General features: G+C 69.7%; 16 protein-coding genes and 5 pseudogenes. 14 read left to right on the top strand and 7 right to left on the bottom strand.

All coding sequences use genetic code 11. The features are described 5' to 3' along the window. Window positions 1–196: 196 nt before the first annotated feature. Window positions 197–1,312 carry an alcohol dehydrogenase catalytic domain-containing protein gene (locus PV396_RS11720; protein WP_319203367.1) on the bottom strand — a complete coding sequence of 372 codons (1,116 nt, stop codon included), beginning with the start codon at window positions 1,310–1,312 and terminating at the stop codon, window positions 197–199. Further along, window positions 1,309–2,205, bottom strand: a complete 897-nt coding sequence (locus PV396_RS11715; protein WP_319203365.1) for a fumarylacetoacetate hydrolase family protein — start codon at window positions 2,203–2,205, stop codon at window positions 1,309–1,311. Before PV396_RS11715 ends, PV396_RS11720 begins: the two co-directional genes overlap by 4 nt. 240 nt (window positions 2,206–2,445) lie before the next feature. Between PV396_RS11715 and PV396_RS11710 the strand changes: the two genes are divergently transcribed. From PV396_RS11710 to PV396_RS11695, 4 genes and pseudogenes are all read left to right on the top strand, one after another. After that, on the top strand, window positions 2,446–3,366 hold the full coding sequence (locus PV396_RS11710; RefSeq protein WP_319203362.1) for a VOC family protein: 921 nt from the start codon (window positions 2,446–2,448) through the stop codon (window positions 3,364–3,366). 100 nt (window positions 3,367–3,466) lie between these two features. Beyond that, a complete protein-coding gene (locus PV396_RS11705; protein ID WP_319203359.1) occupies window positions 3,467–4,363 on the top strand; it encodes a hypothetical protein in 897 nt (298 codons plus the stop codon). Window positions 4,364–4,412: 49 nt separating this feature from the next. Next, window positions 4,413–4,549: pseudogene (locus tag PV396_RS11700) on the top strand (CoA-transferase); the annotation flags it as partial. Between the two features lie 492 nt (window positions 4,550–5,041). Beyond that, the gene (locus PV396_RS11695) at window positions 5,042–5,845 is read left to right on the top strand and encodes a GntR family transcriptional regulator (protein WP_319203357.1); all 804 of its coding nucleotides are present in this window, start codon (window positions 5,042–5,044) and stop codon (window positions 5,843–5,845) included. 92 nt (window positions 5,846–5,937) lie between these two features. On the opposite strand, the gene PV396_RS11690 is transcribed toward PV396_RS11695, so the two are convergent. The 4 genes from PV396_RS11690 to PV396_RS11675 all read right to left on the bottom strand — a co-directional run bounded on the left by PV396_RS11690 (window position 5,938) and on the right by PV396_RS11675 (window position 9,675). Then, a complete protein-coding gene (locus tag PV396_RS11690) occupies window positions 5,938–6,369 on the bottom strand; it encodes a MarR family winged helix-turn-helix transcriptional regulator (protein WP_319203355.1) in 432 nt (143 codons plus the stop codon). Window positions 6,370–6,460: 91 nt separating this feature from the next. Further along, window positions 6,461–7,333: a fumarylacetoacetate hydrolase family protein gene (locus tag PV396_RS11685; RefSeq protein ID WP_319203353.1), complete on the bottom strand. Its 873-nt coding sequence runs from the start codon at window positions 7,331–7,333 to the stop codon at window positions 6,461–6,463. A gap of 41 nt (window positions 7,334–7,374) precedes the next feature. Further along, the gene (locus tag PV396_RS11680) at window positions 7,375–8,412 is read right to left on the bottom strand and encodes a cupin domain-containing protein (RefSeq protein WP_319203351.1); all 1,038 of its coding nucleotides are present in this window, start codon (window positions 8,410–8,412) and stop codon (window positions 7,375–7,377) included. A gap of 501 nt (window positions 8,413–8,913) precedes the next feature. After that, window positions 8,914–9,675, bottom strand: a complete 762-nt coding sequence (locus PV396_RS11675; protein ID WP_319203349.1) for an IclR family transcriptional regulator — start codon at window positions 9,673–9,675, stop codon at window positions 8,914–8,916. A gap of 124 nt (window positions 9,676–9,799) precedes the next feature. Between PV396_RS11675 and PV396_RS11670 the strand changes: the two genes are divergently transcribed. From PV396_RS11670 to PV396_RS11630, 9 genes and pseudogenes are all read left to right on the top strand, one after another. Further along, a complete protein-coding gene (locus PV396_RS11670) occupies window positions 9,800–10,867 on the top strand; it encodes a cupin domain-containing protein (RefSeq protein ID WP_416071394.1) in 1,068 nt (355 codons plus the stop codon). Next, a complete protein-coding gene (locus tag PV396_RS11665; protein WP_319203345.1) occupies window positions 10,864–11,694 on the top strand; it encodes a fumarylacetoacetate hydrolase family protein in 831 nt (276 codons plus the stop codon). The genes PV396_RS11670 and PV396_RS11665 overlap by 4 nt, the downstream gene beginning before the upstream one ends. Next, window positions 11,691–12,416 (top strand): maleylpyruvate isomerase family mycothiol-dependent enzyme, encoded by a 726-nt coding sequence (locus tag PV396_RS11660; protein ID WP_319203342.1) that lies wholly within the window; start codon window positions 11,691–11,693, stop codon window positions 12,414–12,416. The genes PV396_RS11665 and PV396_RS11660 overlap by 4 nt, the downstream gene beginning before the upstream one ends. Before the next feature lie 14 nt (window positions 12,417–12,430). Continuing rightward, window positions 12,431–12,757 (top strand): hypothetical protein, encoded by a 327-nt coding sequence (locus PV396_RS11655; RefSeq protein ID WP_319203340.1) that lies wholly within the window; start codon window positions 12,431–12,433, stop codon window positions 12,755–12,757. Window positions 12,758–12,777: 20 nt separating this feature from the next. Further along, window positions 12,778–13,086, top strand: a pseudogene (locus tag PV396_RS11650) (FAD-dependent monooxygenase); the annotation flags it as partial. Window positions 13,087–13,333: 247 nt separating this feature from the next. Further along, on the top strand, window positions 13,334–13,480 hold the full coding sequence (locus PV396_RS11645; protein WP_319204118.1) for a hypothetical protein: 147 nt from the start codon (window positions 13,334–13,336) through the stop codon (window positions 13,478–13,480). Then, window positions 13,477–13,698: pseudogene (locus PV396_RS11640) on the top strand (CoA-binding protein); the annotation flags it as partial. The gene PV396_RS11645 and the pseudogene PV396_RS11640, both read left to right, overlap by 4 nt. A gap of 166 nt (window positions 13,699–13,864) precedes the next feature. Then, window positions 13,865–14,179 (top strand): annotated as a pseudogene (locus tag PV396_RS11635) (CoA-binding protein); the annotation flags it as partial. Window positions 14,180–14,228: 49 nt separating this feature from the next. Continuing rightward, window positions 14,229–15,044 (top strand): hypothetical protein, encoded by an 816-nt coding sequence (locus PV396_RS11630; RefSeq protein WP_319203338.1) that lies wholly within the window; start codon window positions 14,229–14,231, stop codon window positions 15,042–15,044. Window positions 15,045–15,070: 26 nt separating this feature from the next. Here the strand turns inward: PV396_RS11630 and PV396_RS11625 are convergent, their stop codons facing one another. Continuing rightward, window positions 15,071–16,849, bottom strand: coding sequence for a carboxylesterase/lipase family protein (locus PV396_RS11625; RefSeq protein ID WP_319203336.1), 1,779 nt, complete (start codon window positions 16,847–16,849; stop codon window positions 15,071–15,073). Window positions 16,850–17,070: 221 nt separating this feature from the next. Here PV396_RS11625 and PV396_RS11620 point away from each other — a divergent pair. Then, a pseudogene (locus PV396_RS11620) lies at window positions 17,071–17,259 on the top strand (IS5/IS1182 family transposase); the annotation flags it as partial. Window positions 17,260–17,571: the final 312 nt, after the last annotated feature.

The following is a 17,571-nucleotide window of genomic DNA, read 5'->3' as shown; positions in this document are numbered from 1 at the left end:
GGCGTAAGTCCGGCTCAGGCGCCCTTTGTCGTGTGTCTGCGGAAAGCGGGGTGCTGCCCTCTCCCGGATGTTCTCTCCCAGCCGGGTCGGCGGGCCCCGCAGCAGCAGTGGGCCCCGGCGGGACAACCCCTGGGGACGACTGATCCGCGTCGTCACCGAGGGTGTCCCGCCGGGGAGGGGCCGGAACCGGGTGCCGTTACGCGTCCCAGTCCTCGGCGCGCAGGGTGAGTGCCACGCGCCCGAGGCAGTTGTCGTCCTCCATGTAGCGGTGGGCGTCTGCGGCGCGGGCGATGGGGAACGTGCGGTCGACGACGGCCCGGAAGCCGTTCTGCACCTGCGTCCACAGTTCCGCCACCGCGGCCGGGTTGCCGGTGCGCACCCCGATGATGCGGTGGCAGTCGGAGTACACGCGCCGCAGGTTGATCTCCACCTGGCCGCCGAGGAAGGCGCCGGAGGTGACCACCGCGCCGCCGCGGGCCAGCGAGTCGATGGTGGCGTTCCATACGGCCGGGTCACCGAGGTTGTCGACGGCGATGTCGACACCGCGGCCACCGGTCGCCTCGCGCACCCGATCCACGAAGTCCGGCGCGTAGGTGTCGAGCACGAGGTCGGCACCCGCCGCGGCCATGGCCGCGCGCTTCTCCGCCGAGCGGGAGGTCGAGATGATCTTCGCTCCCAGGTGCTGGGCGTAGGCGGCCGTCGTGGAACCGAGAGCGGAGGAGGCGCCCTGGACGAGTACCCAGTGTCCGGGGCGGAGTCCTGCCTGGGCCATCTGGTTGGCGGCGACCGCGCCGAGGAGTGCGAGCGAGGCGGCCATCGCGGCCGGAATGCCGTCCGGGACCTTGTGGACGTTGCCCGCCGGCACCACGCAGTACTGCGCGTAGGCGCCGGGGCGGTGGGTGCCTATCACGGTCAGAGCGTCGCAGACCTCCTCGCGGCCGTCGGCGCAGTAGGCACAGGTGCCGCAGGCGACACCGGGCAGGACGGCCACGCGGTCGCCGACCTCGACGGAGCCCACCCCCTCTCCCAGTTCGGCGACCGTGCCTGCGTGGTCCGCGCCCAGGATGTGGGGCGGTTCGATGGTGGCGTAGGGGTGGTTGCCGGCGCGTGCCGTCAGGTCGAGCAGTCGGCCGATACCGACCGCGGCGACCTGGACGAGGACCTCACCGGGACCGGGGCGCGGGGTGTCGACCGTGGCCTGCTCCAGGACGTCGGGCGGTCCGAACCGGCGGAACAGCATGGCTCGCATGGTCGCGGTAACCGGCAGGGCCTGCGACCAGCCGAGCTCGGAAAGTGTCAACGTGTCGCTCATGACGCCACCACCCTGTTCTCCAGGCGGCCGATCCGCTCGATCTCGATGACTATGTCATCCCCGGGAGCCAGGAACTCCCCGCGCGGTACACCGCAGCCGGCCGGAGTGCCGGTGAGGATGACGTCTCCGGGTTCCAGTCGGGTGATGCGGCTGGCCGCCGCGATCACCTCGGGGATCTTCACCATCATCTGGGCGGTGGAGGAGTCCTGCTTGAGCACCCCGTTGATGCTGAGCTGGATGCGCAGATCCTGCGGGTCTGCGATCTGCCAAGCGGGCACCAGTCCGGGGCCGAGCGGGCAAAATCCGTCCTGCCCCTTGTGGCCGACCCAGTCGAAGGTGAACGGCTCGGCGACCGGCATGGGCAGCTTGAGCCGGTCCCGGGCCGAGACGTCGTTGGCCGCCATGTAACCGGCCACATGCGCCATGGCCTGCTCGGGCGAGAGGTTGCGGCCGCCACAGCCGATGACGACGGCCAGTTCCGCCTCCCAGTCGACGCGCGCGCCGGGGTAGGAGGGCAGCGGCACCGGGTCCCCCGGCCCCGTCACGGTCGTCGTCGGCGGCTTGAGGAAGAAGTACGGGTCACCCAGCTCGTCGGGGCGCTCACAGCCCATCTCGGCGATGTGGTCCCAGTAGTTGGCGCCTGCGCAGATCACCTTGTTGGGATACGTCAGCGGCGGAGCGAGACGGGCGCCCGTGACGGCGTCGGACACGGCCGGCGTCCAGTCGCGCAGGAGTGGAGTGAGCGACTCCCAGCGGCCCAGCACCTCCATCAGCGTGAGGCCCTCGGTCCCGGGCGGCCCCTGGACCACGGTTCCGTCGGTGTACGCACCGACGGCTACTTTCTCCGAGTCGTCGACCCGGTACTGCACCAGCGACCATTCAGGCGGTGTCATGTTTCCTCCGACAGGTGGCTCTCTAAGCAGGAGCACCATAGTGCATACACTTTGAGAGAGGAAGGGTGAATCTCGGGGTGCGCGGCAGTCGACGGCGGGAGGCGGGACGTGCCTGCGTGACCTGCGGTCGGAAACGGTAAAAGCTTTCCCCGGACGTCTGGACGCCTGACCCAAAAGGTGTACACACTTAACTCGGTGTCCGTGCTGGATGCGGGTTCACCGGAACCATGAGGAGTGCACATGTTGCGTGTCAAAGGTCTCCTGCACTACGGACTCCAGGTGCCGTCACTGGAGACCGGGGCGAGCTTCTACGGCGCCTTCGGGCTGGAGACCGCGGAGCGCGGCAACGCCGTGGTGATCCGCTGCGACGGCCGGGAGCAGGACCAGACGGTGCTGACGGAGGGGCCGGTCAAGCGGCTGCACCACGTGGCGTTCGCGGTCGAGCCGGACTCGCTGCCCGAGTGGCATCGGCACCTGGAGGGCCTTGGCCTGAAGCTGCTGGACGCGCCGGCCGAGGTGCCCGGCGGACTGTGGTTCCGCGATCACGAAGGGAACCTGGTCAACCTCCGGGACGAGGGGATCGCCCCTTGGCGTGAGTTCGGCACCACGGACGCGCAGGACGCCAACGTCGGTGACCGGGTCCGCCGCGTCGACCAGGCCCGCTGGCTGACCGCGACCGAGGAGACCCGCCCCCAGCGTCTCGGCCACATGCTGATCTTCAGCTCCGATGTGAGCGCCTCCGAGGCCTTCTACACCCGCACGCTCGGGCTGCGCCTGTCGGACCGCATCATCAACGGCGGCCCCGTTTTCATGAACTCCGGTCCGGGCGACCACCATGTCTTCGGCTTCGTCCCGGGGGAGTACCCCGGCCTGCACCACTCCAGCTGGATGGTGTCCGACATCGACCAGATCGCCAGGGGTGCGCGGAAGATGGCAGACGGGGGCTACACGAAGGGCTGGGGCCTGGGCCGCCACACCCTCGGCTCGAACCTCTTCCACTACATCCAGGACCCCTGGGGCAGCTGGATCGAGTACTCCAGCGACATGGACTGCATCACCGAGGACTGGCAGCCGAGCGACTGGGACTGCCCGGAAGCCATCTGGGGCCCCGGGGCGCCGCCGGCCGACTTCATCACCAACCAGGAAGCCAAGCCCGCCTGACCGTCGTCATCGTGTGCCTGCCGGAACGACCGGAGCCGACGGCTTTCCGCCCCCCCCTGTCCTCTCACTCAAAGGAAGCGTTCATCCCGTGCAACGGAGCATGACTACCGAGCTGAGTGCGCTCCGCCCACCCGGCGAGCCCACCCGACAGCTGACTGTGGGTGTCTTCCCCGGCGCCGGCGGCGTGCATTACTACCACGCCGTCGACTCCGGGTACTTCCAGCAGGCAGGGCTGGAGGTGAACCTCGTCCAGGTCGTCTCCTCCGACCAGCAGATGGCCGGCTGGAACGACGGCAACTTCGACATCATGCACACCTCTCCCGACCACCTGCTGCGGGGGCTGCTGAAGCGGGACCCGGTGGCCGTCCGGGCGGAGGGCATGGGCGAGCTCGCTGTTCACCGGCGCCCCGGAGCGCCGCTGCCGACGGACCGGTGGGCGGTCGACAACGCGCAGAGCGCCTTCGCGTTCGTCCTGCGCGCCGTGCTCGCCGACGTCGCCGACTCGCCGGTGACAGACGACCAACTCGTCCCGGTGGGCGGCACGTTGCAGAGGTTCCAGGCCTTGCCGACGGGCGCTGTGGACGGGACCACACTCCACCCGCCGTTCGACGCCCTCGCCGACGAGAAAGGGTTCCCGCGCGTAGGCGGCCATCTTCAGGTCGCACCCGATCTCATCACCAATGTGGTGGTCGCCCCGCGTGAGACCGCCACCGCGTGGCACACCCGCGCCTATGCCGAGGTCTGCCGTATGAGCACCGAGGAACTGCTGGCCTCAGGCGCACCGGCCATCGAGGCCGCTCTGCTGCGGCACGGCCTGCCCCAGGCCGGCGTCGGGGCCGCGGTCCCCGGCCTCCTCGGGCCCGCCGGCCTGTCGACCCCACCCGAGGTGACCCTGCGCGGCATGGAGGCGGTGGCCGGCCTGCGCCGCCGCTTCGCGCCGGACTGGCAGCCCGCCTGCTCGCTCACGTCCCTGATCGGCCCCGGTACGGGGCGCTGACGCGCACCGTCGCGCAGGCGGAACTCCCACTCGAGTACGTACGGGAGCGCGCGCGATCCGTACCGATTTCGCGCTCGTACATGCGGCCGAGGGTGACCGGCACGGCAACCTCGTCTCGGCAAGTCGTCGCGCAACTTCGACCCCGCCGCGGCGATGGCGGGACGGGTGAGGAGCGCCGAAGTGGAGGCCGGCGTGTAGTCCATGTCGTCGACGCGGTCCACACGCCGGCCGGCGATTACGGCGGCGCTCTGGCGGCCGTACGCCCCGACGAACCGGCCGCCCGCGTGGGCCATCGCGCTCGGTAACGCCTGCGTCGCCGTGGCGGGCGTCAGTCGAGTCGATGACCCGAGTACGGCTCGGCGTGTCCAGTGGGGAAAGCCCGGTCGTTCTTGGGCAGGACGTAGGGCACGCGGGACAAGCACGGCGTCAGCCGGCAGGCGCAGGACGCCTTCGCGCGCGCCAGCCATGAGAAGGCCAACGCAAGGGCGAGCCCGTGTTTCCTCGCCCGCGACCTGCGAGTCACTGTCCGGGCCACCCGGCGGGCCTAGGCCTGCCGGGTACAGCAGGTGGATACAGTCGTGGGTTGTCTGAGCCTGGCTGTAGGCAGGCAGGCGGGACAGCGCTGGGAACTGAACGGGTTGCGGTATCAGCTGCATACACTCTGGGTAGACTCGCGGCGTGAGCAGGAGTAGAAGCGAGTCGTTTGAGGAACAGCGGTCGGTCGACACCGGCGGCGAGGTGCAGGCCCCGCCGGTGCCGCCGGGCGAAAGTCCCGCAGCCGCCGCGGGCGGACGCCGCCTGGCCCTCGACGTACATGGGCGGCTGCGCGCCATGATCCTCAGCGGCGAGCTGCCGCCGGGATCGGTGTTGCTCCAGGCCGAGATGGCTCGGAAGCTGGGCGTCAGCCGCACGCCGATGCGCGAGGCGTTTCGGCTGCTCCAGGAAGAGGGGCTCATCGACGCGCGGCCCGACCAGCGAGCCCGGGTGCGGGCGGTGGATCCCGAGGACCTGGATGCTGTCTACGGGGCTCGCATCATGCTCGAAACGCTCGCTGTCAGCATGACTGCCAAGTCGCTCACGCACGAGGAACTCCAGCACATGAGCGACGCCCTGAAGCGGATGAAGGAGCTGGCGGGCGGCGACCGGCCGGACGAGTGGCAGGCAGCTCACAGGGATTTCCACCGCATCGCCACCCGGGCGGTGGGGCCGCAACTGCAGCGCATGCTCGCGTCGCTCGGCGAACACAGCGAGCGCTACATCCGCATCGCTCAGTTGGGCGCGCCCGGCTCATGGGGCCGGGCACACACAGATCATGAAGCGCTCCTGGCGGCACTGCGCCTCGGTGACCCGGCCGAAGCCGCACGCTCCATCGCCCGTCATCTGGCTCGCACAGCGCTGAGCGTGCTGGCGGACGTCGCACCCGAGTACGAACCCGCGGCTACTCGGACGGCGCTGGGAATCGCGGGCAACGGTCAGTCCTGACGCCAGATCTGCCCTCCCGGTGACGGCTCTGCCGGGGCGGGCGATGGGGCGGCTGTGCGGCCGCCGGCATCCGTGACAGCACAGGCCGGTCATCAGGAAAGATCAGCCTCGGCCAGGGTCTTGAGCAGCCGCAGTGCCGTGGCCCTGTCCTCGGTGGGCAGGGCATCGAGCATCTGCTGGTTGATGCGCTGGGCGGGCGGGATGAGCTGGTTCAGCAGCTGTGAACCGTCCGGTGTGAGGCAAAGGACGGTGCGCCGCCGGTCTCGCTCGTGGCGCACCTGCTGTACGTAGCCCTGGTCCACCAGACGGCGGACGATGACGTTCACGGTGGACCTGTCCAGCGAGGACTCCTCGGCCAGGGTTCGCTGGTCCAGCTCCGGCCGTCGGGCCAGGGTGTTGAGCACGGCGAACTGCTGGGAGGTGACCTCACGGGAGACGTGTGCGGCCCACAGGGCGGTGTGGACCTGTTCGCAGCGCCGGATCAAGTAGCCGATGTAGGCGTCGAGTTGGAGTGCCTGAACCATGCGCTGTCCAATCCCCGCCCACTGCGGTGCCACTCCGGTGGAGGCACTTCGCGCAGGTGGAGAGTGTAGTGACCGGAGCGGCGCATGGTGATCAGGGGGCAAGTGCGGACGTGTTACCGGGCCGCTGGGCATAGGGGATGGCGCAACTGGCGTCGACTCCTACCTCCAGCCGGCCGATACGGTCGATCTCGAGGACGACCCGGTCGCCGTGGGCGAGCGGCCCGACGCCGGCTGGAGTCCCGGTGGCGATGACGTCGCCCGGGTACAAGGTCATGACCGAGCTGGTGTAGGCGATCAGTTCGCTGACGCTGAAGATCAGGTCGGCCGTATTGACCTGCTGGCGGGTCACGCCCCCGACGGCGCAACGCAGGCCGAGGCGGTCGGGATCGGGCACCTCGTCCGCGGTGACCACCCACGGCCCGAGTGGGGTGAAGGTGTCGAAGGACTTGCGGGTGGAGCGGTCCTCGCCGGAGCGCACCGTGATGTCGAGGACGCAGGTGTAGCCGAACACGTACGAGAACGCGTCGTCGACGGGTACCTGGGAGGCGGTACGGCCGATGACCACGCCGAGTTCGCCTTCCTGGTCGGTGCGCTTGTCGCTGTAGGGGAGGCGGATGTTCTCGCCGGGGCCGATGACGGAGGAGTTGGCCTTGAGGAACACCCCCAGGTCGGCGATGGAGGTGGTGTACTCCATTTCCGTTTGGTGGTCGCGGTAGTTGACGGGCGCGGCGACGATCTTTCCGGGGCGGGGCAGGGGCGCCTGAAGGCGTGCGGTCGCCAGGGGGCTGCGGGGAGCGGTCTCCAAGGACGGTCTGGGCGTTCGGCCGGCGGCGTGGGCTTCGATCCAGGCCTGCAGCGCACCCCCGGAGTGCCGGGCGTCGTCACCGAGAGCGTCGGTGACGTCGAGCAGGTCATCATGATCCACGACGCCCAGCCGGCCGTCGTCGAAGAGTGCGAAACGCATCGGGGTTCCTCACGGGAGTGGGGCGGAGGGCGAAGGAAAGATCAGGCTTCTGGATCTGCGGGCTCACAGCGGTACAGGCCCAGGGAGTTCATGACGGGCTGGTCGCTGTAGGAGAAGAGCACCGCATCGGCGGATGCGGAGGTGTTCAGATGCCGGTAGGCGGCCCAGCCGGGTACCGCGAAGGTGTCGTGCCGTGCCCAGTCGAGACGGGTTCCGTCGACGAGGGTGGCCCCCTCTCCTCGTACCACGTGGAAGATGGTGGAGGCCGTGTGGCGACGGCCTGCTCCTTCGAAGCCCGGGCGCAGCCTCTGGACGCGGCAGCCGATGGTGGGCATCACGGAGCCGCCGGTCCAGGGATTGGTGTATTCCAGAACGATGCCGTCCACGTCGCTGCCCTCAGCGCTGTCGGCGATGGCGTCGAACGCCCGCTGGGTCTCCGCCCAGGTGTAGCGAGTGACCGGCGAGTTGGGACCTTCGGAACTTTGCCAGGCCGGGTTGAGGCGGCCGTGAAGGAACTGGCGGCTTCCGGCGTCATCGGGGCGGGTGACCGGCTGAAGCCGCTCGGGGTACTTCTCGTAGAAGCCGGCTTCGAGCGCGTTGACCAGGGGATAGTCCAGGGCGTCCAGCCAGATCATGGGGGCGTCCCCGGCGTGGGTGTGGTCGTGCCAGGTCCAGCCGGGGGTGAGCAGGAGATCACAGGGGCTCATGTGGACGCGTTCGCCGTCGACCGTGGTCCAGGCACCGCTGCCTTCGATGATGAAGCGGAAGGCATTGGAGGTGTGCCGGTGGGCCTGGGCGGTCTCCCCGGGGAGGATGACCTGAAGTCCCGCGTAGAGGGTGTTGACCGTGGCAGGCGGGTCGGTGAGGGCGGGGTTGACCAGCATCAGCACCCGCCGCTCGGCCTCTTCCAGGGACAGGGTCTTGGAGAAGTGCAGCAGAGGGGGACGCAAGCCGTGCCAGCTCCACACGAAGGGCACTGCACGGCTGCGCGGCTGGGAAGGGAAGAGGTTGCCGTAATGGCGCCACAACGGTGCCACGCCGTGGCGAGGCAACTCGTCGTAGACAGGGTCGGATGACATGGCGGCTCCAAATCACTGCTGTCGGACCGCTGCAGGCGCGGACTGAGCGGGGTCAGAGGTCCGGGGGTACCTCAGGTTGTCTGTGTTGCGAAGATGTGGAGGACCGGAAGTCCGGCGACGCTGCAGCGCGCCCGAACCACAGCGCGCCCGACCACAGCGCGGCTGAAAGCTCCCTGTGGCCGCCGCTGATGTGCCGCAGCCGCCCGGCGAATGCACGCCGCCCAGGCCGCCATGTCCCGATGAACGCCTCAGCGGGTCCGGACAGCGTCACCTCGCGTCCGGAACGGGCAACCGACTCCGCGCCCGTCGAGACGATGCCGCACCCACCGCAGCCGGCAGGTGCAGGACCGGCATCGACGAAACCGTCCGTACACCAATCATTGGTGTACGGACGAAATTACGAGGATCTCGCGGTCAGGTCAAGGGGTACCCGCTGCGCGGCGAGCAACAGCGGGGGCGGCGCGATGACGACGGCGATGGTGCGCGTGACAGTGTCGGCGATCACAGTTCGCGGCTGATGTCCCGTGTCACGGCGAGCAGCGGCTGGGCCAATTCGGTCAGCCGGGCCTTTGGGCAGCGGGCGGACGGTGCCGCCACGGCGATGGCGGCCACGGCCGCACCGGCGCGGTCGAGCACGCACGCACCGACCGCGTTCACCCCCCGCTCGCTCTCCTGGAGGTTGCAGGCCCAGCCGCTGCGGCGGATCCTCATCAGCTCGGCGGTCAGGTGTTCGATGTCCGTCGGTGCCTTTGCCTCGGCGCCGGGGAGCCCGTTGGGGTAGAGGGCGCGGAGCCGCTCCGGCGGCAGCTCGGCGAGCAGGGCCTTTCCGCCCGAGGTCACGTGGGCGGGCAGGAGCGCGCCGGTGCGGTGGCTGACGCGGAGCGCCTGCGGTCCCTCCACCCCGTCCAGAAACCGGGTTCCGTTGCCTTCCAGCACCATCAGGTGGGTGGTCTCGCGCACGGTTTCCGCCAGCCGTTGCAGGTGGGGGCGGGCGACGGTGATCAGGTCGGGGGGCGGTGTCGCCTGGCTTCCCCTGATCGCCCGCAGAACCGGTCCCGGCCGGTAGACCTTGTGGCGGTCCTGTTCGGCGAACCCCTCGAAGACGAGCATCGCCAGGACCCGGTGGGCTGTCGACCGTGCGACGCCGAGCTGGTCCGCGACGTCCACTACGCGCAGCTCGCCGCGCTCGTGCAGCAGTCGGGCGGCGCGCAGAGCGTTGCCGGCGGCGCTTACCGGATAGGAGGGGCTGTCCAAATTCTGCATACAGGAATCCTACCTCTCAGGGATTCCGTTAGGAGAAACCGAAGCGTAACGTCGGCGTCCTCGAAGAACTGTGCACACTTTGATCGACCTGTAAGTGTGCGGCCTGGAGGCTGAAGTGACCGACATGCCCGTCGAACAGATTGAGCAGAAGCTTCTCGATGAACTGTATGCAGATTTCGAGGATGCGAGCCTGATACCTCTGTGGACCCAGCGGGGCGACCTCATGCCGATGGCGCCGCAGCCGGCCGCGATCCCGTACCTGTGGCGATGGGCGCGGCTGCTGCCGATCGCCGAGCGGTCCGGGCAGCTGGTACCGGTGGGACGGGGCGGCGAGCGCCGCGCGATGGCGCTGTCCAATCCGGGGCTGCCGGGGCTGCCGTACGCCACTCCGACACTGTGGGCCGCGATCCAGTACCTGGGGCCGCGTGAGGTGGCTCCCTCGCACCGGCACAGCCAGGGTGCGTTCCGGTTCGTCGTCGACGGCGAGGGCGTGTGGACGAACGTCGACGGCGACGCGGTGGCGATGCGCCGCGGCGACCTGCTGCTGACGCCGAGCTGGGCCTTCCACGAGCACCAGAACGTCACCGACGCGCCGATGGCGTGGATCGACGGCCTCGACATCCCGCTGGTCTCCCAACTGGACGCCGGTTTCTTCGAGTTCGGCCCGGACGAGCTGTCCACACGCGCCACGCCGACGCGTTCGCGCGGTGAGCGGCTCTGGGGCCACCCGGGTCTGCGCCCGATCGGTCAGCCGGACCGGCCCAACTCGCCGCTGACTGCCTACCGTTGGGCACACACCGACGCCGCACTCACCGCCCAGCTGGAGCTGGAGTCCGAAGGGGTCCCCGGTGTGATCGAGCCGGGGCACGCCGGAGTCCGCTTTTCCAACCCGACCACGGGCAAGGACGCCCTGGTCACGATCCGCACCGAGATGCGCCGCCTGCGGGCCGGCACCCGCACCGTCCCGGTGCGCTCGGTCGGCTCGGCCGTCTGGCAGGTCTTCGACGGCGAGGCGACCGCACACGTCGGCGACAACATCTTCGACGTCACCAAGGGTGACCTGTTCGTCGTCCCCTCCTGGTGCGAGGTCACGCTCACCGCTCGCACCCAGGTCGACCTGTTCCGCTTCAGTGACGAACCCGTCTACGAGGCACTGGGCCTCGCCCGTACTTCCCGAGGAGAACAGAAATGAAGCTCGCCACCATCCGAATCGACGGCACCACACGCGCCGTCCGCATCGAGGGGGACACGGCGGTGGACCTGGCCGAGGGCGACCTGGTGGACTTCCTGCGCCACCCCGACTGGTCCGCACGGGCCGCGGCCGCCGACGGCGAACGGTACGAAGGCGCCCTGGACTACGCCCCGGTGGTCGTCGCCCCGGAGAAGGTCGTCTGCGTCGGCCTCAACTACCGCAACCACATCCTGGAGATGGGTCGCGAGCTGCCCCAGTACCCCACCCTTTTCTCGAAGTACGCACGGGCGCTGGTCGGCGCGTACGACGACGTGATCCTGCCCGCCTCCTCCACGCAAGTGGACTGGGAGGCCGAACTCGCCGTCGTCATCGGGGCCGAGATCCGGCACGCTGATCCGGAACAGGCACGCGCCGCGATCGCCGGATACACGGTGCTCAACGACGTCACCGCCCGGGACTGGCAGTTCCGCACCGCGCAGTGGCACCAGGGCAAGACCTTCGAGGCCACGACACCCATCGGTCCCTGGCTGGTCACCGCCGACGATCCCGCGGTCGCTGCCCAGGGCCTGAGCCTGACCTGCGAGGTCGACGGCGACACTGTGCAGAAGGCCGACACCGGGGACCTCGTCTTCGACCCCGCCACGCTCGTCGCGTACCTCTCCGAAGTGGTCACGCTCGCTCCCGGCGACGTGATCGCCACGGGCACCCCGGGTGGTGTCGGGCACGCCCGCACCCCGGCCCGTTATCTGCGGGACGGCTCGGTTCTCGTCACCCGGATCGAGGGGATCGGCGAGTGCAGCAACACCTGTCGCCGGGAGCGCCGGTGAGCGGCAGGCCGACGGCGATGCTGGAGTGGGTGGCCAAGGGCACGGCCGCCTTCGAGGCCGATGTGCACTGTCTGACCGGCCTTGGCCTCGCCGGCCCCTCGTACCTGCCCGGCTGGAGCCGGGCGCATGTCGTCGCGCACCTGGCCCGCAACGCCGACGCGCTGGTCAACCTGCTCATGTGGGCCCGTACCGGCGTCGAGACCCCCATGTACGCGAGTCCCGACCAGCGTACGAGCGAGATCGAGGAAGGGGCTCGTCGCCCGCCCGGCGAGCTGCGCGCGGGCCTGTTCGAGGCGGATGGTCGCCTGGCCGAGCAACTCGCCGCGCTGCCCGACGAGTGCTGGGGTGCGACTGTCCGGACCGCCCGGGGGCGCGAGGTGCCGGTCTCCGAGGTGCCGTGGATGCGGGCGCGGGAGGTGTGGGTGCACGCCGTCGACCTGAACGTCGGCACCAGCTTCGACGACGTTCCGCGCGAGGTGTGCGCGGGGCTCGTGGACGACGTGGCCGCCGGCTTCCGTGCCCGCACGGACTTCCCTCCTGTCGAGCTACGGGCCGAGGACAGCGGCCGAGCCTGGCTCCTGGGCATGCCCGGCGGCTCGGACCCGGTCGTGGTGACCGGTGATCTCCCGAGCCTGGCCGCCCACGCGACCGGGCGCCCCGTGCCCGGGCCCCTGTACCCCGTCGGCGGTGGGTCGGTACCGGGACTGCCCGCGTGGTTGTGAACCGGAGAAAGGCCGTGGTCTTCGAACGCAACCGTCCCGACGACACATTCGGCTTCGGCGTGGTCTTCTCCGACGCCACACGCGACGCCATCGACGCCGGCGGCCCCGTCCTCAGCGAGGCGCTGGAGAAGCACGGCCGGCACTGGGACGAGATCGAGGTACGGGTGCACGGCGCACGCGAGCGCGTCGGCGGGATGGGCATGGGCCGCAGTGGTACGCGCGACGCTGGCGAGCGCCAAGTTCATCTGGTTCGCCACCAGTTACCAGTTCGACGGGCTCACCTTCGTCCACCAGGACGGCCCGCACGGTGTGTTCGCCGCCCACGCCTGTCCGATCAGTGAGTCACTGAGCACCTTTCATCGTGGAAACCGACGCCGCCTCGTGGACAGCGGCGGGCCTTGACGCGTTCGACCCCGCAACGCCGCCCGGTCCGAGCGATGAGAAGACCAAGACGTACCTGGAGGACCTGTTCCGCGAGCAGATCGACGGCCGTCCGCTGGTCGGCAACAACTCCCGCTGGACCAACTTCGCCACCTGTACGGCACGGTCGTGGCGGGGCGGGACATGGGTGGCGCCGGGCGACGCCGCGCACACCGCGCACTTCTCCGTCGGGTCCGGCACCAAGATGGCCATGGAGGACGCGGTCGCGCTCGTCGAGGCGCTGGCGGAGTCTCCCGACAGCGTGGCCGGTGCCCTGGATATCTACGAGGAGCGCCGCCGCCCCCAGGTAGGCAGCATCCAGAACTCGGCGCGGCCCAGCCTGTCGTGGTGGGAGCACTTCGGCCGCTACGTCCGGTCCTTCGAAGACCCGGTGCAGTTCGCCTTCCACTTCCTCACCCGCAGCATCCCGCGCGGGCAACTCGCGGCACGCGACTCGGCGTATGTGCGTCACGTCGACGGCTGGTGGCAGGACCGCCATGGCGCGCCTGCGCTCCGGACACCGAGGATGGCCTGCCGGGCTCGTGCACGGCCTGCCCGCCGCAGTCATCGGCCCGTACGACGACGACATCGCGACCACGTTCCTGCTGTCCGACCGCGCCGACCTCGTCGGAGGCACCAAGTGACGCGGCGAGTGGCCCCTCTGGACCCGCTGTTCGCGCCGCGAGCCATTGCCGTGCTCGGCGCTTCGGCTACGCCGGGAAAGCTCGGCGCGGCGATCACCCACTCCCTCGCCTCCTTTCCGGGACCGGTGATGAAGGTCAACACCGGCCGCCCGGACGCCGATCGGGGTGCGCACCCGAGCGTGGCCGCAGCCGCCGAAGTCCACGGCACCCGACCTGACCTGGTGATCTCCTGCATCCCGGCTGCCGTGACCGCCGCAGCCCTGAGCGAGGCTCGCTGCCGCGGGGGCACGTGCCGCGCTGATCTGCGCGGGCGGGTTCGCCGAGGCGGGCGGGGAGGGCGTGGCTCACCAGCAGGCGCTGGCCGAGGTGGTGCGGGAGACCGGCATGCGCGTCCTCGGGCCCAACACTTCAGGCATCCTCGTCCCGCACCAATGGTTCACGGCCAGTTCCGTTCCGGGCGTGGCGGACATCGAGCCCGGCCCGGTGGCAGTGGTGGCGGCCGGCGGCGGGGTGAACCACGCGCTCGCGTTCGCCCTGGCCGAGGCCGGCATCGGCCTGCGGCTGGGCGTGGGTCTGGGCAACAACGTGGACATCGACCAGGCCGGCATCCTGGACCACCTGGCCGAGGACGAAGACGTCCAAGCCGTCGCCCTGCATGTCGAGACCGCCGTCGACGGCCGCCGGCTGACCGCGGCCGTACGCGGCCTGGCCGAACGGATTCCCGTGGTGGCCCTGGTCGTCGGCCGCAGTGACATCGGCGGACTTCGCCCGCTCCCACACCGGAGCCCTGGCCACCTCCTGGCGCGTGACCAGGGCGCCCCTGCGCCAGGCAGGGGCCGTCCTCGTCGACGCCGTCGCCGCGCTCAGCCGTGTACGGCTCCCCGCCCGCCCTCGCGCGGGCGTCGGCCTGGTCACGGCGCAGGCCGGACCCGGGCTGTTGCTCACCGACAACCTGCGCTCCCACGGAGTACGGGTCCCGCCGCTGGTCGAACGGACGGTGAAGGAACTGGGCGACCTGCTTCCCGCGCTCACGTACCAGCGCAACCCGGTCGACACCGGCCGCCCTTCCGCCACACTCACCCAGGTCGTGGAGCGGGTCTCGGAGGATCCGGACATCGACGTCACCGCGGTGTACGGACTGCTGGAACCCACCGCGGTGGACCTGGCGGCGGCTCTGACCGCCGCTTGCACCCCCACCCCGCTGGTAGCGGTGATCGGCGGCCCCGCGGAGCAGACGCGACAGACCCGCCGGGAATTCGGCGACGCCGGTATCCCGAGCGCCGTGTCACCGGCGGCCGGGGCGACCATGATCCGTGCCCTGGTCGAGGACGCGGTGATCCGCGCCCGCCTGGAGGCGGCGGACATCAAGCAAGGTGTCCGGCAGCACCGACGAGACGGCTCATCGGTCGGACCAGAAGCGGCGCCCCGGCATGCGGACGCCCGCTCGCACGTTCGCTCGCTCGCGCGCCCGCCGCCGAACGCGACGAGCAGCGTCAGGGCCTGCCCTCGATCAATCGGGCGGACCCCAATACACCGAAATACATTGACGTCTGCGTCGAAGTGAACCGGCTCAGGAAGCGCCGGCCAGGCTCAGTCGCGGTTCTCCCAGAACAGTCTTTCGTTCCTGTCCGGATCAGTAACGATCCGTGACCTGGAGTCAAGCCACATCGTGGCGCGGTCGGTCAGGGTGTAGGCGGGCCATCGCGGCACACCCGTCGCCGTGGGACGGCCCGTGTGGGCGAAGCCCGCCCACAGTTCGCTCATCTGCCGAGCGGTCGCCAGCCGTTCCGGCGACTGATCGGAGCTGAAGATGGAGCCAAGGTCCTTGTCGGTGTTGGCGAACTTGAGGTTGATGTCGGAGGCATGCGGTGAGCCGACGGGGAAATCGGTGCCCGGCACCAGGGTGGGGCTCGGGTAGGCGAGCTGGTACATGAACACGGGCGCGGCGTGCTGTGCCCGTTTGGCCTCCGCGATCTTGATCGCGTCGCGCCAGATGGGCGAGGTGGTGATCGCGAAGTAGAGCTGTGCAGGCGTCGCGCCGGGCCGCGTCGCCTGGAAGGTGCTGATGATCCGGTCGAGCTCGGCGCCCTGATAGGTGCTGCTCAGCCTGGTGCGCAGGCCGGCCTCGTCGATGCTGAAGATGTCGCGCGGCCCGAACAGGCTGAAGAACACCGTCTCGTCGCGGCAGGTGCCGCACATCAGAGGCTTGTCGGCCGAGAAGGGCGCGGCGCCGTCGGCGAAGGGGTGGAGAGGGATGACGGTGCCGTCGACGAAGGCGCCCAAGCCGGGGAAGGATCCCGGGTCGCCCCACGGCGGGACGCCGTTGCCGGCTTCGGACTGCTGGATCTCCAGCAGCCGCGCGGCCGGGATGTCATGGAGGCGGGGAATGTCCGCCGTGGTCAGGCCCAGCAACTCCAGTGTGTGCCTGGCCCGGGCGGTGGCACCGTCGCGGGTGGGGAAACGCAGAGGCGCGGCGCTCTCGATCGAGGCCTTGCGGAACAGGGGCGCGGCGGCCGGCATGGTGTAGACGGCCGCGGTCTTGGCGCCACCGCCGCTCTCGCCCCAGACCATGATGTTGTCGGGGTCGCCACCGAAGTTCTCGATGTTCTCCCTGGTCCAGCGCAGCGCGGCGAGAATGTCCAGCATCCCCTGGTTGGCCGCGTAATCGCGGCCGGCGAGATCGCCCAGGAACAGGTAACCCAGCAGGCCCAGCCGGTGGTTGGACTCGACCACCACCACGTCGTAGAGCTGCGCCAGGTGGGTGCCGTCCTGCCCGGTGGCGGAGCCGGAACCGATCATGTAGCCGCCGCCGTGGTTGTAGAACATCACCGGACGCCGCCTGCCGTCGGCGGCAGGAGTCCAGATGTTGAGGTAGAGGCAGTCCTCAGAGGGAGCCGGCATCCGGCCGTTTCCGCCCGGCCCCATCTCGCCGCCCGCCACCTGGAACGCCGGGTTGGGAAAGCTCACCGCGTCGCGTACACGGGACCACCGCGCGGGCGGCTGCGGGGCCTTGAACCGGAGCGCGCCGAGCGGCGGCGCGGCGTAGGGCACGCCGAGAAACTTGGCGATGCCGTCCTCACGCCTCCCACGTACCCTGCCGTAGCAGGTCGCCGCCACGACTGTGCTCGCAGCGGGCCGCGCATACGCCGGTAACTGCACACTCATGGCGACGACCGCGGACAGCGAACCACCGATCATCGTTCTGCGGTTCAGCGCCGTGCGGTTCATTTCCGAGCCCACCATCAGTCCTCCTCTTTCGGCCGACTGCATCCTGAAACGTTTCAAATTCTGACCTGGGTATGCCCGACTTGATCTGTGGTCTTTCACGCGAAAGCGGTTAATGCCGCTCTTCGAGCGCAGAGCTGACACGAGTAACGATGTGCGGGAGAACGGTTGCTGCGCAGGAGTCTGCCCGTCCCCGGTCCCGGGGGCGAGGCGTTCGAAGCATTGTCCCGGTTTCGGACCGCGGGGACGGCAAAGGCAGCCGATGCCTGGACCCGACAACTGATCCGGACTCTCCATGAACTTCCGGGAAACCACGGAAGCGTTTCCCGGCGGCGTCACCGTCGTGACCACGGTCGACGAGAACCGGCTTTCGCGTCCAGCCCAGACGCTGGGTCATCGAACGCACCCTGGGCTGGCTCATGCACCGCCGCCGCCTGGCCCGCGACTACGAAACCCACTTCCACCGATCAACAGCCATGATCCAACTCGCCTCCATCAACCTCATGACGCGCCGCCCCGCTCATGAAGCCACCCCGAACTGGCGCGACAGCTAAACCCAATTGACGGACAAGTAAGCGCGTGAGGCCGCTCTGGCCCTTGACGAGCACGCCCTTGACCGGGCGAAGCGTCCCTTCGATCTACGCCACGCAGGCATCTCGTTCTGCTTGGCCTCTGGAGTCGATCCTGCCGAGTGCGCGCGCCGGGCCGGACAAAGCATCCAGGCCCTCTTCCGCTACTGCGCCAAGTTCCTGACGGAAGCGCGGAACCATGCGAACCGGCTGATCGAGGGTCCCGGAACTGCTGGTCAGGGCTGGGATACCAGTGGGGGATATCGGGAGGGAAGGTGCATCTCGACTGACCGCTCA

It is taken from the genome of Streptomyces sp. ME02-8801-2C (assembly GCF_033793965.1).
Taxonomy (GTDB): Bacteria; Actinomycetota; Actinomycetes; order Streptomycetales; family Streptomycetaceae; genus Streptomyces.
Note: the sequence above shows the minus strand (reverse complement) of the source record. Positions and strands in the feature narration are given on the sequence as shown.

What these genes read in the sequence shown, in the direction of transcription:
- PV396_RS11685 (WP_319203353.1), bottom strand. Translation starts at nt 7,333, where the DNA reads ATGCGTTTCGCACTCTTCGACGACGGCCGGCTGGGCGTCGTGGATCAT.
- PV396_RS11720 (WP_319203367.1), bottom strand. Translation starts at nt 1,312, where the DNA reads ATGAGCGACACGTTGACACTTTCCGAGCTCGGCTGGTCGCAGGCCCTG.
- PV396_RS11705 (WP_319203359.1), top strand. Translation starts at nt 3,467, where the DNA reads ATGACTACCGAGCTGAGTGCGCTCCGCCCACCCGGCGAGCCCACCCGA.
- PV396_RS11710 (WP_319203362.1), top strand. Translation starts at nt 2,446, where the DNA reads ATGTTGCGTGTCAAAGGTCTCCTGCACTACGGACTCCAGGTGCCGTCA.
- PV396_RS11680 (WP_319203351.1), bottom strand. Translation starts at nt 8,412, where the DNA reads ATGTCATCCGACCCTGTCTACGACGAGTTGCCTCGCCACGGCGTGGCA.
- PV396_RS11715 (WP_319203365.1), bottom strand. Translation starts at nt 2,205, where the DNA reads ATGACACCGCCTGAATGGTCGCTGGTGCAGTACCGGGTCGACGACTCG.
- PV396_RS11665 (WP_319203345.1), top strand. Translation starts at nt 10,864, where the DNA reads ATGAAGCTCGCCACCATCCGAATCGACGGCACCACACGCGCCGTCCGC.
- PV396_RS11645 (WP_319204118.1), top strand. Translation starts at nt 13,334, where the DNA reads ATGGCGCGCCTGCGCTCCGGACACCGAGGATGGCCTGCCGGGCTCGTG.
- PV396_RS11690 (WP_319203355.1), bottom strand. Translation starts at nt 6,369, where the DNA reads ATGGTTCAGGCACTCCAACTCGACGCCTACATCGGCTACTTGATCCGG.
- PV396_RS11675 (WP_319203349.1), bottom strand. Translation starts at nt 9,675, where the DNA reads ATGCAGAATTTGGACAGCCCCTCCTATCCGGTAAGCGCCGCCGGCAAC.
- PV396_RS11670 (WP_416071394.1), top strand. Translation starts at nt 9,800, where the DNA reads ATGCCCGTCGAACAGATTGAGCAGAAGCTTCTCGATGAACTGTATGCA.